This window comes from Lysinibacillus parviboronicapiens, from assembly GCF_003049605.2.
Lineage (GTDB): Bacteria > Bacillota > Bacilli > Bacillales_A > Planococcaceae > Lysinibacillus > Lysinibacillus parviboronicapiens.
In genome coordinates this window covers 1,822,963-1,836,861 of the sequence record NZ_CP073713.1, presented here as the reverse complement: position 1 = coordinate 1,836,861, position 13,899 = coordinate 1,822,963, and the positions used below count along the sequence as shown (strand labels likewise).

The following is a 13,899-nucleotide window of genomic DNA, read 5'->3' as shown; positions in this document are numbered from 1 at the left end:
ACCTCATGCATATTGTAATTGTGCGTAAATTGATTTCCATGATGCTAAACGACTTTCCTCTTGAAGCACAAGTCGCTCTGTCGCGATTTGTTCTAATGCCTGATGGTAAATGTGCAGACGTAATCGCTCAGCTTCCTCACCGATATAGGTAATGGCCCATGTCATTAGCGAAACCTTTTGACCGTCTAAATAGTTTTGAGCATCTGGCTTCGTTAATGTTTCCAGCGCTTCACTTAACTTCATTTTTTCATTCTTCTCAAAGAAAGCCTTTTGATTGCGGAAGTGTGACTTCACTCCAGTATATTTCGCCATTTCTGCAAAAGGTCCTTCAAAATTAAGTAAATCGGGCTCAGATGATTCAAAGCCTAAAAATGAGAAGCTACGGTTTAATTCTTTCAGCTCACGTACTTCATCTTTAAAGCGTACTTGCAACTTCTTGCTAATGAACTGCGATAAACGGAAGTTCGTGACACGCATTTCCTGTGTAAAATCAAAACGAAGACTTTGCAGTACTTCTTTTAAGGCATGCTCTAATGCTTGCTGTGCTGGCATCGCCGCAAAGGTTGACGGATTGTAGCCTTCTTTAAAGAATTCCGGGTAGCGATAGTAGACACGCTGTAAGACGTAATACAGTAATTCATCTAATTCCTGCTTTGTCTCACTTTCCATCATGCTTGTATTCAGTGCACTAAATTTCGTTTTTATGTGCTGTTCAAGAGTTGTCAGTTCGGCTAATCGCTCATCCTTACGCTTTAAGTTATCTTCCGTTTGCGCAATTAAATCCCCTAAACGTTGTTCTGTTTTGTCGACTTCCTCCGCCAGAGCTTGCACTGCCAATGCACTCAGCTCATCATTTAAGAAGGTATGGAAATTCTCTTCAAATGGTGGCATGCCTGATGCAAAATCAGCACCCTCTACCTTTTCCTTCAGTGCCATCAAGCTGGACACGCCATATAGACGCGGGAAACGAATACCAAAACGTTGTAGCTCTGAACGTACATAGCCTTTGACATCCTCTTGCTCTTCTTCAGTTGTCGCCAAATCAATGGCATTGACAATAAAGAACATCTTATCTAGCTCAAAAGCATCCTTAACTCGCCCGAGCTGGATTAAAAACTCACGGTCAGCTTTGGCAAAGGCATGATTATAGTACGTAATAAATAAAATGGCATCTGCATTACGAATATATTCAAACGCAACGCCTGTATGACGTGCATTGATGGAATCTGCTCCTGGTGTATCCACTAACGTCACACCCATGCGTGTCAACGGACTATCATAATAGAAATCGATATTATCTACAAAGCAAGATTTGTTTTCTTGCGCAACAAATTTCTCAAATTCTTCGCGCTCGACACGTAACACTTTGCCAAGCTCCATTTTAAATGTAGGATAGCCTTCCTTATAAGCACGAATAAATGATTTATGGACGTTTAATCGTTCATCTGATAGTTGTACCGCAAGGCCTTCCTCTGCACGATTTAGGGCTTCATCTAGCGAAGCAACCGATAAGCCGATTGCAGCATATGAGCTTTGAATATCCTCTAACATTTGTGCCGCTGTTTTCAACTGCACATCTGCTGTTTCATGCGGATGTTCTGCTGTGACAGGGCGAATTTTATTGATGGCTGCTGTCGTTGGATTTGGTGATACTGGTAAAACCTTTGCACCCATTAATGCATTCGAGAAGGATGATTTCCCCGCACTAAACGCACCAAATAACGCAATGGTAAAGTCTTTCTTTTGTAAGCGTTCCACTTTATTTTCTAGATAACTTGCTACCTCAGCAAAGCCCTGTACCTCTTTGACTGCATTGGCCGTATGAAGTGCACGTTTAATTACACCATCGATTGGTAGGCTTGTAGCACTAACAACTTGCTGTATTTCTTCTTCCTGAAGTGCTACTTCTTTTGGTTTTAACATTGACTCATCAAATAAGCGGATTTCGGCTAATGCCTGTGCAAATGCTTTTTCCCAGAAAGCCAACTGGTTATTCGCTTCCTTACGAATTTCATTGCTTGCCTGATGCATGACGCCTGCACTATATTGTTGGTAACCTTCGATTTCTAATACCGCATTGATGGCATCTACTTTATCTTGCATGCCAGCCATTTTTAATTTTGCTGGTGCGGCAGTTTCAGTAGCGACCGCTTCTAACGTTGTAGCTTGCGTATCTTTCCACTTATCCGTTTCCTGAATATAATAGCGTTTAGTCGCCTCCGCTACACGGTTAGCAAAGTTCAACACGGCATCCCCTGTTAATAGCGCACCGATTTGCACTTGCTGTTCAATCAGCGAAAATGGCAAGTCAAACACATAGCCATCAATAGCCTCTGCACGCTCTTCACTTAAGGCGCCTACATCCTTTAACGCCTTTTTCATCAGTCCTTTTAAATGACCAGTTATTTGGGCATGTACGACTGTTTGATAGCTACTAAACGCTTCCTCTTTACGGCGATTGCGCTCTTCCTCGGTTTTTTTCTTCGCTGAAAATAAGCCTCCGACCTTAAAGCCTTCCTGCTTACTTTCTAGATAAAGACGTAATTTATCACGTAAATCTGCCGGCATAATCGCTGCATTCGCAAGTAACTCTTTGCGTTCTTCTTCAAACGTTTCATTCCATGCTTCAATGGAGAATAATTCAACCTGACGATTCAGCTTATTGTATTGTTCTAATATATCTTGATGGTTTGCCCAATCATCGGCGCTTAAAATGTCTTCATCTAAATCTAAACGATCTTGTCTTTCTTCTATTAAATAATTGTCATGCTCACTTTGCAATAAACGTAGCGTATTTGTTGCTGTTTGCACAAGTTGATCTTGCCAATCATTCATACTATCCATCACGATTTTCTTGACGGCTTCAAAATCATTATTTGGATGCTCAGGTTCTCTTAAAGACGTGAAAAATACACCCTTTGGCTCAACGCCCCATGCAGAAAAGGAGTGATGAACAGTGGCCTTAAACTCTTCAAAGCTTAATTCATTCTCTTTATGCTTATCAATCATATTGACGATTAAATAGACATTGGGATTGTATTTCATTAATTGCTTAGTAAATTGAAAGTTCAACTCGGATTGAACGTGATTGTAGTCCATTGTATAAAATACAATATCAGCAATATGAAGTGCTGATTCTGTAGACATGCGGTGGGCATCATCTGTTGAGTCAACACCTGGTGTATCCATAACGGTTACGCCACTTGGTAATGTCGAAGTGCTATGGCCAATCTCAATCTGTGATACCAAATCACCATTCTTGCTTAGCTCTTTTACCGTTTTAAAATCATAGCCTGCTTCAAATTTTACGGGCTTTTCATTATGCATGTAAACAATCGCATAATCTTCATCCGATTTATGGACCTTTACGATGTTGGCACTTGTCGGAATCGGACTGGAAGCCAATAAATCTTCGCCAGATAAGGCATTAATCATGCTCGATTTACCCGCAGAGAAATGGCCGGCAAAGCCAATGACATATTCTTTCTGCTGTAATTTTCGTGCAAAAAGCGATGTTTTCTCCATGCGCTCTGTATCACCATTATGCTGATATATTATGTATTGTAATGAAGCTTGCTTTAAAAGCCCCTCAAGTTGTTGATCAAATTCTTTCATAAAAACAGTAACTCCTTTACCCTTTAGTTATTCATATTTAGTATTCTACCTTATTCGACATTCAAAGTATAACACTAATTTACTTTAAAAAGCATATATATCAAGGTTTTAGACGCAATATTCGTCTTTCCTTTCATACAAGATACTGCATAAAAAAGTATGATTTGGCAGGTAAATCTTTAAAATTTTGATGCACAACCAATCATAATAAGAGTTTCCATCATACTCTAAGTTAATGAATATTTTTGTCCGATAGATTTGTTAGTGTATGACAGACTGATTCTCGCCCTTACTGGAGGAAGCTTCAAGGAAACTATACATTGTTGGCTTATCAATAAGAGGGAGGAAGTGATTAACCTATGAAAAAACAAAAAAGGCATATGAAAAGAGTGCGGGATTTAGAAGATCATTCATGTGAAGAGAGCATGCCTTGCATGCAGCGTATCATAGCAGTGAACGCTGCATGCATCAGCAACCCTCCCCCAGGGAATAACGCTGAGGGAAATATCATCCCCATCATAAATAGATACTTTTATATTCCAGAGGAAGATATTGATTTAACAAATGGCGTCACAATACCTGCGAATTTATTTTATGGGGATGATGGCAATCCAGTAACTGAATTTATGCTTTTTCGTCCAAATGGATATGTGAATCTTTACATCAATGCTGTTATGCAAGAAGGTGGGATTTACACAGTCACGACAGATTCCTTAACATTAAATCCTTATGCTACGACCATTTTTGCAGGGACTCCGATTATCTTGGAGTCCCTCGGATTCACAACGACATGATGGCTGCCGCTAGCATGAAAGGAGGTGAAAAAATGGCACTTTCCATAATTAATATTAATGTCAATGTGACTGGCACTTCGACAAGATTTTTTAATATATTAGCTACAACTTTAACAGTTGCTGACGGTACCACTATCCCTGCTACTGCCTTCCTAGATGATAGTGGGGTTGCCGCAACTGCTTTTCCAGTCGTAACGAATGGTTACTATAACTTCTATGTTAATGGTGTCTTACAAGAGGGCGAATCGTATACAATTTCTACAACCGAGTTAACCTTTAACGCGGTTACAGGCACTATTTCTGCTGGCACGCCATTGGTAGTTGAGGCTGTAGAATTTGTGACAACAACTTAACTGGCAAGCTTTATTAGGGTTTCGTTATGCTGTTTGATAACCATCATATAATGAAATCACTAAGATTCCTGCGCATTATTATTAGAAAATGATTCACACAAAACGACTGCGGAACTTGGACGTCCAGAAAGTGACCTCGGTTTTCTACAAACGGATAGATAAACAGAAATTAATCGCTGCCGCTAGAATCATCTTCGCGACAACAGTGTGAGTAGAACGAGCGATTGATGTAGGATAAGCTGGTCAGTGACCAAGGGACTGACCCGATATATAAGACAAAGGTAAACAATCATCCAACCAGTTGTCGGTATTGAACCGGCAACTGGTTATTTAGTTTCACTTGTATTCAAATATAGTTAGACGTTTGCTGTTGTAGTATTTCTTAAATCGACTAAGAAGAATGGTTCAGACTTTAGTGCAAGATAGGGCATTATCAGTGGCGTATGGTAACGTATTATGCTTATGAGCATGCCCTTTTTTGATAATGAATACGACTAATAGAATGTGTATACTGAACCTTGATTACTGTGCAGTGTACATTCTTCAGCTAAAGTTACAAGTTGAGATATGATATCTTGATATAAACTGAGCGTAGCGCCTTTTAGCATTTGTCAGGTTCGCTTACCTCAGTAATTCATTAAACGATATCGTTAGGTTGTTCCAGTTTGTTTTACTTTCACTTGATACGGCAACGATATTTTTGCATGATGTGTTACGGTTATTTATACAATAAAATCTGTAACTAAAATCATAATCAATGATACTAGCCAAGCTAAAGTTGTTGGTACAGACCATACCATAATTTGCTCTTTCGTATCTGTAATGCCAAGCGAACGGTTGACTACCCAGAATAATGTATCACTGAAGTATGAGAACACCATAGCGCCTAATGCAGCAGCTTGTGCAGCTAATACCATGTTAACATCTGGAATAGCCATTAAAATTGGTGCTGAAATTGAAGCGGCTGTTATCATAGCAACAGTACCACTTCCTTGAATCAATCGAACAAGTGAAGCGATAATGAATGGAATTAAGACAGCTGGCAATGGAAGAGAGGCTACTGAATTACCGATATAATCGCCAGCACCACTTTCACGTAATACGAAACCAAACGCTCCTCCCGCACCAGTAATTAATAATATAACCCCGGCACTATTCATACCTTCTTCCAAACGACCTAAAACTTCTTTACGATCCCATTGACTAGCTAATGTATAAATCGAAGCAATTACTGCTAAACCAACTGCAATAATTGGTTGACCTAAGAAGATTAAATAGTCAAAAATGCCACCGGTAATTTTAAAAGCTGATAACGTTGTATTTAAGAAAATTAACACGATTGGTAATAAGATTGGAAAAATTGAACGGAACAATGATGGTAATTCTTTATTACGCTCATCTGATAATTTAACAAAATCTTGATACGTATATTCTTCGTCTTGTCGAATCCAATCCGTCCCATCTTCGTTTGGAATTTGATTGATGCGCTTACCGAGCCATTTCCCATAGAAAATACCGACAAGCATTATTGGCACAGCAAAAATCAATCCATAAATAATCATTTGTCCAACATCAACATTGAAAATCCCTGCAACCCCTAATGGACCAGGTGTAGGGGGAACCGCATGGTGTGTTGCCGCTGCACCAATTGCTAATGGAATGCCGATAGCTACTACAGATTTACCAGTGTTTCGTGCGACAGATTTAATTAATGGTGTTAAAATAATAAATGTAGAATCTACGAAGATTGGGATTGCCACGATGTAGCCCGCCAAAGCCATCGCCCATTCTTCTTTTTTTCTACCAACAAAACGAATCAGTTCATAAGCTAATCGTTCTGCTGCTCCTGATACTTCTAAAATACGTCCCATCATTACGCCAAAACCAATAACGATACCTATTGAACCTAGCGTACTGCCAAATCCACTAACTATCGCATCTGAAACAGCTTTTGGTGCCATTCCACCAATAATTCCTGTAGTTGCCGCTGAAATAATTAATGCTAAAAAAACATGAATCTTTGTTTTCACAACTAGAAATACTAATAAGATTACGCCAATAATAAGACCTAGTAAAAGCGTTGTTTCTGTTGTCATATTGTAACCCCTTTCATTTTTATATAAGAAAAAAAGAGGAAAGGAATATTCCCTCATTTCTCTTTAATCAAAGTGATTGTCTTGTAAATTTCGGTGCATATTCAGCAGCAAGCTTGATGCATTCATACATACTTACTTCCGAAGCTATATTTTTCCAAGCAATATCAAATGCTGTTCCGTGATCTACGGATGTACGTAAAAACGGTAAGCCATTTGTAATTGAAATTGTACGGTGGAAGTCCGTCATTTTTGCAGCGATATGTCCTTGGTCGTGATATAAAGACAGAACAGCATCATAGCGACCATTTAGTGCCTGATAAAAAACAGAGTCTGCCGGAACAGGCCCAACGGCATCGATACCAGCAGCGACTGCTAATTCAATCCCTGGTTTGATTTCTTCTACTTCCTCCATTCCGAATAACCCCCCTTCACCAGCATGTGGGTTTAAGCCCGCTACTGCAAATTTACGACTTTCAACACCTAAACGTGCTAATGCTTTGTCACAACGCACTAAGTAATCGTATACACGTTCTTTTGTCATTTGTTTAATGGCATCCGCAACAGATAAATGACGTGTTAAGAAGAAAATACGCATCCCCTTTACTTGAAACATTGTTAGTGGATCTTTGGATTGTGCTAAGTCTTCCAGCATTTCTGTATGTCCGATATACTGCACTTTCCCAGCTTTTAATGATTCTTTATTAATCGGTGTAGTTGCTAAAGCTTTGACTTCACCATTCATTGCTAGTTCTACTGATTTTTTAATAAATTCAAAAGACGCCCTACCATTTTGAGCTGATACTTGACCCGGTTCAAATGCATCCATATCGACGTTGGCTAAATCGATGATGTCAATGGTACCGAATTGATATTTACCATCTAATGGTGTGGAAACCACATTGACTGATAATTGTACGCCCGTTACATCGATGGCTTTTTGAACAATGCCTGCATCACCGACTACTAATGGCTTGCACATTGTATAAATCTCTTCCTTTGCTAAAGATTTCACAGTAATTTCTGGCCCAATTCCTGCTGCATCGCCCATTGGAATAGCGATAATTTCTCTAATAGTTGTTGTCATATTGTTACTCGACCTTCTTCCTTGTTATTTATTAAATATTGAATGCACTCATCAATCGAATGCTTGTCACCCACTGTTCCGCCTTTTGTTACGACAGGAATCCCATCGAATGTACCACCGATAAATCGCCCAAATGCTGCCCGTGGTAGCACTTCGTCATATAGTTGAATCGCTTCTGCACCACTGATTGCACAAATAGCCGCTGTAACATCCCCGCCGCTAGAAAACGAACCGCTAATACGAGATTTCGCATGTTGTAGAACTTGATTTGTTATCATGGCTAAGCCCTCTGTAATCCGTTTTGCTACTATTTCTTCTGGGACATTTTGTTCCTTTGCAAGCGTCCATAAATCTAATTTTTCTGTTCGTGGTGAATAGGTCGTGATGATTAATACATCTTCACTAAATAGCTTTTCGAATGCTTCCGCTGTAGCACGTGCAATTTCCTCGTCCCAGCTAGATGAAACGGAGGCAAGTTGTTGAGGATTGACGTAAACTGGGTTGGCATTGCGTTTATCAATGACGTATTGTAACTGGTAACCTGTTAATGAGGTAATGCTTCCAACTGTCACGATAATTTTATTATTTTTGACAGATTGGGCGGTCTTGGCATAGCCGTATGCCGCTGTTAATGGCCCAGGATCGACCGGCATTACATCGAAATCTTTAATAGTCACCATTGCCTCAGCGATGACATCAATATCTTCATTCGATATAGCATCTATCACGATAATACGACTACCTTCTTCAATCTGTTGTACTAGTTGTTCACGTAATGCTAGTTGTCCTTGTAACACACATGATAAAGTAATATGTGTAACTTTATGATGGCTTTGCTTTTGTAAAATAGACGGTACATGGGAATCCGTAATTGGATTCATCGGGTCTTTTGCAACATCTGTTTTTTCAACAGGAACCCCATCTACTAGTAAATAACCACCTGTTACGGAACGACCAGAGTCCGGATACGTCACGATGACAACCGCAATTCGATTTGCTTTGATCTCTAATAATGCATCAATCTCACTCCCCAAATTTCCACGTACAGTACTATCAATTCGTTTCGCAATAACATCTGCTCCCCACATATCTAGCTGCTTTTGAACACGGAGGACGCGCTGTGCAGCAATTTGTGGTTGCACATAACGACTATCTGTATCGAAACATAGCGCATTAAGCGCGCTATTTTTAGGGATTTCTCCACCGAATACTACAGTAGCACTACGAAACGCCTTTTTTGATAAACACACGCCCGTTGCATTAGCTCCTGTTAGGTCATCTGCAATTACGCCGATTTTCATTAACTCACCTCTTCTATGAATATTGAATATTCCTTATAAAGCTCTTTGATATCCGCTGGCAAAAGATGATCCGTAATTATTCCCGTTACGCTGTCTACTTTAGCAATTTTTGCAAACGCTTTCTTTTCAAACTTACTAGAATCGACTACTAGATAAACTGATTCAGAAGCGTCAATAACACGCTTTTTCAAAGAAGCCTTTTCAAAGGTAGTCGACATGATTCCTAAATTGGCATGTACTGCATGTGCACCTATAAATGCGATATCTACATGAATATTTCGCAACATTTCATCAGCTGTTACCCCGAACACAGCGCCTACATTTTTTTGAACAATGCCACCGAGTAATACTAATTCGTGCTCACTATCCATCAATTCAGCAGCAATTATAATATCGTTCGTTACAATCGTTAGGGGTTGTCTTGATTTTAACTGGCGTGCAATTTCTAAATTGGTTGTGCCAGAATCTAAAAAAACTTTCATGTCTTCTTTAACAAGTGACACTGCTTTTTCTGCAATTTCTATTTTTTGTGAACGTGCTTCAGAAAGTTTTTGATTGTAACTTACTTCTGTCATAATAGTTTGAGCATGTGTTGCACCGCCATGTGTACGAATAAGCTTTTTATGTTTTTCAAGTTCATCTAAATCCCGACGAATTGTCATGGCAGAGACACCAAGCATCTCAACTAATTCTAAAATTTCTACCCTGCCTTTTTTCTGAATTTCATCAATAATTTTTTTCTTTCGTTTTAAAGGTGTCATAGTAGTTCCCTTTCTGTACCTAAAAATCATTTGTTCACTTTGAACAAATTATGCACTTTTCTGATAATTAAGTCAATAACTTTTTGTTTACTTTGAACATTTAAATGTTAGTTTTTATCATTGATTCATTTCATGCGGAGCATTAAAGAGCGGTTAATGGCTGGAATCACCACATTCGTGCGCTTGATTTTTTTCGCTTTGCTAAACAAAAGGAGGAATGTAATTGGTAGCATTTACAAGTTTTTTTGTGAAGAGGGTGACCAAATAGTATGGCTATATAGGGATTTTTCTGAATGGATGGGGCTTGGAATGGCGTAGGTGGAAAGATAGAGAAGAACGTAACACCACTAGCTGGCGCTTTACGAGACATTATAGATGAACAGCCATCGCACTGAAGGATATATTACCTTCAAAAGACTGATGGGATAACCCACTTTGGCTGTATGTATGCTTTATTGCAGAATTGCCAGAGACCTATCTTTATGTACCAATTAAAGTCGCAGAAGGCATTCTTGATATCATGGAAACTTCATCCCAAAATGCACAAAAAAACTGGATGCAATCAGCTATTATGAATACACATTTACATATAAGAAAGTAAATTGATGGACATTATCACTACTTTATTAAACAAATTTTACTTTATAGATACATAGATATAACAAGCCCCTCGCCCCTCAACAAGTGGTACGTGTTTTAGTAAACGGAACGATTTATAGATGAACATAAAAAAGAGAAGGCATTTAAAGACTAGTCCATGCATCACCACAGTGACTGCTAACACGATTGAAACCAAAGTCACCAATGGGACTGCCTTTTAACGCCTTCCATTCACCTGGGTGTTATTGCCCGTTTAAAAAAATAATCAAAGGAATAATTGGCATGGTGCCCGAAGTAAAAGTCGGCTGTTCATTCATTTTCCTCGATTACCACACCAATCAGCTTAGCTTAGGCGTCATTTTCTTTCTAAGTTGTCAAACTTACCTTACTTAACGATTCAGCTCATATATTTTTTTGGCAAAGGCGAGTGCATGTGGGCCGTCCCCGTGTATACACAGTGTTTGGGCGGAAATTTTGATTTTCTTTTGTTGCACAGACATTACCTCATTCGTTGTGAAAATACCTTTGACATGTACTAGCATTTCCGCCTCTGTGTGAATCAGCGCATTTGGTTCCAATCTACTCACTAATGTACCGTCATCATTGTAATTACGATCTGAAAAAGCTTCCTCGTACACCAGTAATCCTTGTTCTTTTGCAATAGTGGCCATCTTACTGCCAGACAAGCAATATAAAATATATGCTGGGTTTACGTCATATACCGCCTTGACAATCGCTGTTGCCTTTTCGAGATCATTTGCACTTTGATTATAAAGCGCCCCATGCGGCTTGACATGATGGAGTGTTCCATTTTCTACAGTAACAAAAGCTTGTAATGCCCCTATTTGATAGACGACCATATTGTAAATTTCCTGTGCACTAAAATCCCGATTACGCCGACCAAATCCTTCGACATCAGGATAACCTGGGTGTGCGCCAATATGGACATTTTTTCGGATGGCATTTCTTACAGTACGATGCATTATTGTATGATTACCAGCATGATAGCCACATGCAATATTAATGGACGTCACATAATCTAGAATTGCATCATCATTGTCTAATCTAAAAGCATCCGTGCTTTCACCCATATCACAATTTATATCAAATGGCATAGCTATCCCTCCGATAGTGCAAATTTCACAGTGTTAAACACACGCATTTGGGCAATTTTATGTAAGTCCTCTTCATGAATTGTAGCAATTATTGGATAGCCACCAACCGTTTGTGCATCTGCCATTAATACGATTGGCTCCCCATTTTGTGGCACTTGAATTGTTCCAAATTGTGTTGCCTCCGAAAGAATATCTTTCTTTTCCTTCAACTGCAGCACAGAACCTTTCAAGTAATAGCCCATCCGATTTCCCCCTGTCAATTGGAACGAATGCTGCAATAATTGCTGTTGACTTTCTTCGGTAAATAAATCAAAATGAGGGCCTTTAAAAACGCTTACTGTTATGGCGTCTTTAAATGTCGGACGAAATGGTGCATATAGACCCCTTGTAAATGGCATGGACGCAGATGACTCAGTTTCATGCCCATACAATATGCTACCTTTCCTTACCGAATCACCTATGGTCCCTAAGGGAAAACACGAATTACTGGCCAGTATTGGCGCTGTTTGAAATCCACCTTTAGGCGTTAGATACACGATTGACCCACAACTGACATTTTTTATCGTTAACCGATCTCCCTGTGCTAATTGAAAGGTCTTCCACATTTCGACAGGTACACCATTCACGCAACATTCGCTTTGTGCCCCTGTCAATACATAAGTACCTCCAGTTAATGCCTCAAATTCAAACCCACCAATAAATACTTCAAATGAAGTTTGGTTTTTGTCGTTATTTAAAATATAATGAGCTGCTTGGAATGATACTTTATCCATAGGTCCAGATCGAGGAATACCGTATGCCCGATAGCCGTATCTCCCTTGGTCTTGCATGCTACCATATACACCTTGCTTTTTCACTATAAGAAGTGGCTTCAACTGCTACACTCCTTTGCTCTTTATTTCACTATACTCCTGCTTTGTGATTTCATAAAACTGTACTTGATCCCCTAGAGAAAATAAAAAACTGTTCTTCTCGTGTACATCAAATAAAGTAAATGGTGTTTTGCCAATAATATTCCAACCACCTGGTGAATCGAGTGGATAAATCCCTGTCTGTGCACCACCAATGCCAACTGAGCTTGCTGATACTGATTTTCTTGGCTTCTTCAAGCGTGGTACAAACAATTGTTCATGTAAATCACCCAAATAAGGAAATCCCGGTAAAAATCCAATTAAATACACAAGGTATGCCTTAGACATGTGCATTACTTTTACCTCTTCATACGTTAAGCGCGTATAATCCATAACACGTTGCATATCTAAGGCAAATTCTTCATCATAGCAAATTGGAATTTGTAAATGGCGACTTGGTATTTCTTCGTTTGTTGTAGACATTTGCATAGCAAGCCATTGCTTTTGTAAACACTTTATATCAATTTTTTGATGGATATATGCCGTAACTGTGTGATAGCTAGCAACTGTTTCAACTAACTTGTGCTGTAGATTTTTTTGCAGAAACCAATTAAATTTTTGTACAGCTTGAAAATTTTCTTGGGATATTACTTCATTAAATGCAAAACGAACTGTGTATTGGCTAATCCACATAGTATGAGGGAAATTAATTATTCGCCGCACAAATTGCCTCTTTGATGCAGATTTCGATACTGGCGATTAAATCTTGGCTATTCCATCCTGGTATTTTGCCATGCTGAATGGCCAACTCAAAGGAAGCAGGAATATGGATGAATCCAGCGAGAACTCCTTCATGTTGCTGTGCGTAACGTAGCCCTTCATACATAATATTATTGCATAAATAGGTACCTGCTGTATTTGAAATTTCGGCAGGATAGCCTTCGTTGTGTAAGCGGTTCACCATGTTGCGGATAGGCAAATTCGTTAGATAGGCATCGACTCCACCGTCAAGAATGCTTTCATCCACTGGTGTATAACCATTATTATCAACCTCGCCATCTTTCACATTAATGGCAATTCGCTCTGGTGTAATCTTAAAACGTCCTCCAGCTAATCCTAATGAGATGATGATTTTAGGCTCTACTTCAGCAATATATTGTTGCAACTGCTGGGCAGATTGCTGAAAATCTACAGACAATATGCGTCCAGCAATCTCATAATCATCCATTACCTTTCCATCCAAAGCTTCTACAATTTGCATGGTTGGATTCATTGTATAGTCAAGAAATGGCACAAACCCTGTTATTAATATTTTTGTCATTTTATTCA

11 protein-coding genes are annotated in these 13,899 nt (G+C 39.2%); 2 read left to right on the top strand and 9 right to left on the bottom strand.

All coding sequences use genetic code 11. The annotated features are described in order from the left end of the window. Nucleotides 1-3: 3 nt before the first annotated feature. The gene (locus C9J31_RS08640; RefSeq protein ID WP_107948152.1) at nucleotides 4-3,615 is read right to left on the bottom strand and encodes a dynamin family protein; all 3,612 of its coding nucleotides are present in this window, start codon (nucleotides 3,613-3,615) and stop codon (nucleotides 4-6) included. Nucleotides 3,616-3,974: 359 nt separating this feature from the next. Here C9J31_RS08640 and C9J31_RS08635 point away from each other — a divergent pair, with 359 nt between their 5' ends. After that, on the top strand, nucleotides 3,975-4,409 hold the full coding sequence (locus C9J31_RS08635; protein ID WP_244854894.1) for a DUF4183 domain-containing protein: 435 nt from the start codon (nucleotides 3,975-3,977) through the stop codon (nucleotides 4,407-4,409). Nucleotides 4,410-4,441: 32 nt separating this feature from the next. Continuing rightward, a complete protein-coding gene (locus C9J31_RS08630) occupies nucleotides 4,442-4,762 on the top strand; it encodes a DUF4183 domain-containing protein (protein WP_107948154.1) in 321 nt (106 codons plus the stop codon). Nucleotides 4,763-5,484: 722 nt separating this feature from the next. Here C9J31_RS08630 and C9J31_RS08625 read toward each other — a convergent pair. The 8 genes from C9J31_RS08625 to C9J31_RS08590 all read right to left on the bottom strand — a co-directional run bounded on the left by C9J31_RS08625 (nucleotide 5,485) and on the right by C9J31_RS08590 (nucleotide 13,891). Next, nucleotides 5,485-6,858: a GntP family permease gene (locus C9J31_RS08625; protein ID WP_107948156.1), complete on the bottom strand. Its 1,374-nt coding sequence runs from the start codon at nucleotides 6,856-6,858 to the stop codon at nucleotides 5,485-5,487. Nucleotides 6,859-6,925: 67 nt separating this feature from the next. Then, nucleotides 6,926-7,942 carry a 4-hydroxythreonine-4-phosphate dehydrogenase PdxA gene (gene pdxA, locus C9J31_RS08620; protein WP_107924273.1) on the bottom strand — a complete coding sequence of 339 codons (1,017 nt, stop codon included), beginning with the start codon at nucleotides 7,940-7,942 and terminating at the stop codon, nucleotides 6,926-6,928. Continuing rightward, nucleotides 7,939-9,243, bottom strand: a complete 1,305-nt coding sequence (locus tag C9J31_RS08615; protein WP_107948157.1) for a four-carbon acid sugar kinase family protein — start codon at nucleotides 9,241-9,243, stop codon at nucleotides 7,939-7,941. The genes pdxA and C9J31_RS08615 overlap by 4 nt, the downstream gene beginning before the upstream one ends. Continuing rightward, nucleotides 9,243-10,004: a DeoR/GlpR family DNA-binding transcription regulator gene (locus C9J31_RS08610; protein ID WP_107948159.1), complete on the bottom strand. Its 762-nt coding sequence runs from the start codon at nucleotides 10,002-10,004 to the stop codon at nucleotides 9,243-9,245. The genes C9J31_RS08615 and C9J31_RS08610 overlap by 1 nt, the downstream gene beginning before the upstream one ends. A 989-nt stretch (nucleotides 10,005-10,993) precedes the next feature. Further along, complete coding sequence (locus tag C9J31_RS08605) at nucleotides 10,994-11,719, bottom strand: 5-oxoprolinase subunit PxpA (RefSeq protein WP_107948161.1); 726 nt, start codon at nucleotides 11,717-11,719, stop codon at nucleotides 10,994-10,996. Between the two features lie 2 nt (nucleotides 11,720-11,721). Then, complete coding sequence (locus C9J31_RS08600) at nucleotides 11,722-12,594, bottom strand: 5-oxoprolinase subunit C family protein (RefSeq protein WP_107948163.1); 873 nt, start codon at nucleotides 12,592-12,594, stop codon at nucleotides 11,722-11,724. A 3-nt stretch (nucleotides 12,595-12,597) separates the two neighbouring features. Continuing rightward, nucleotides 12,598-13,293, bottom strand: coding sequence for a 5-oxoprolinase subunit PxpB (gene pxpB, locus C9J31_RS08595; RefSeq protein ID WP_107924268.1), 696 nt, complete (start codon nucleotides 13,291-13,293; stop codon nucleotides 12,598-12,600). Further along, nucleotides 13,277-13,891 carry a pyroglutamyl-peptidase I gene (locus C9J31_RS08590; protein WP_107948165.1) on the bottom strand — a complete coding sequence of 205 codons (615 nt, stop codon included), beginning with the start codon at nucleotides 13,889-13,891 and terminating at the stop codon, nucleotides 13,277-13,279. Before C9J31_RS08590 ends, pxpB begins: the two co-directional genes overlap by 17 nt. Nucleotides 13,892-13,899 lie beyond the last annotated feature (8 nt).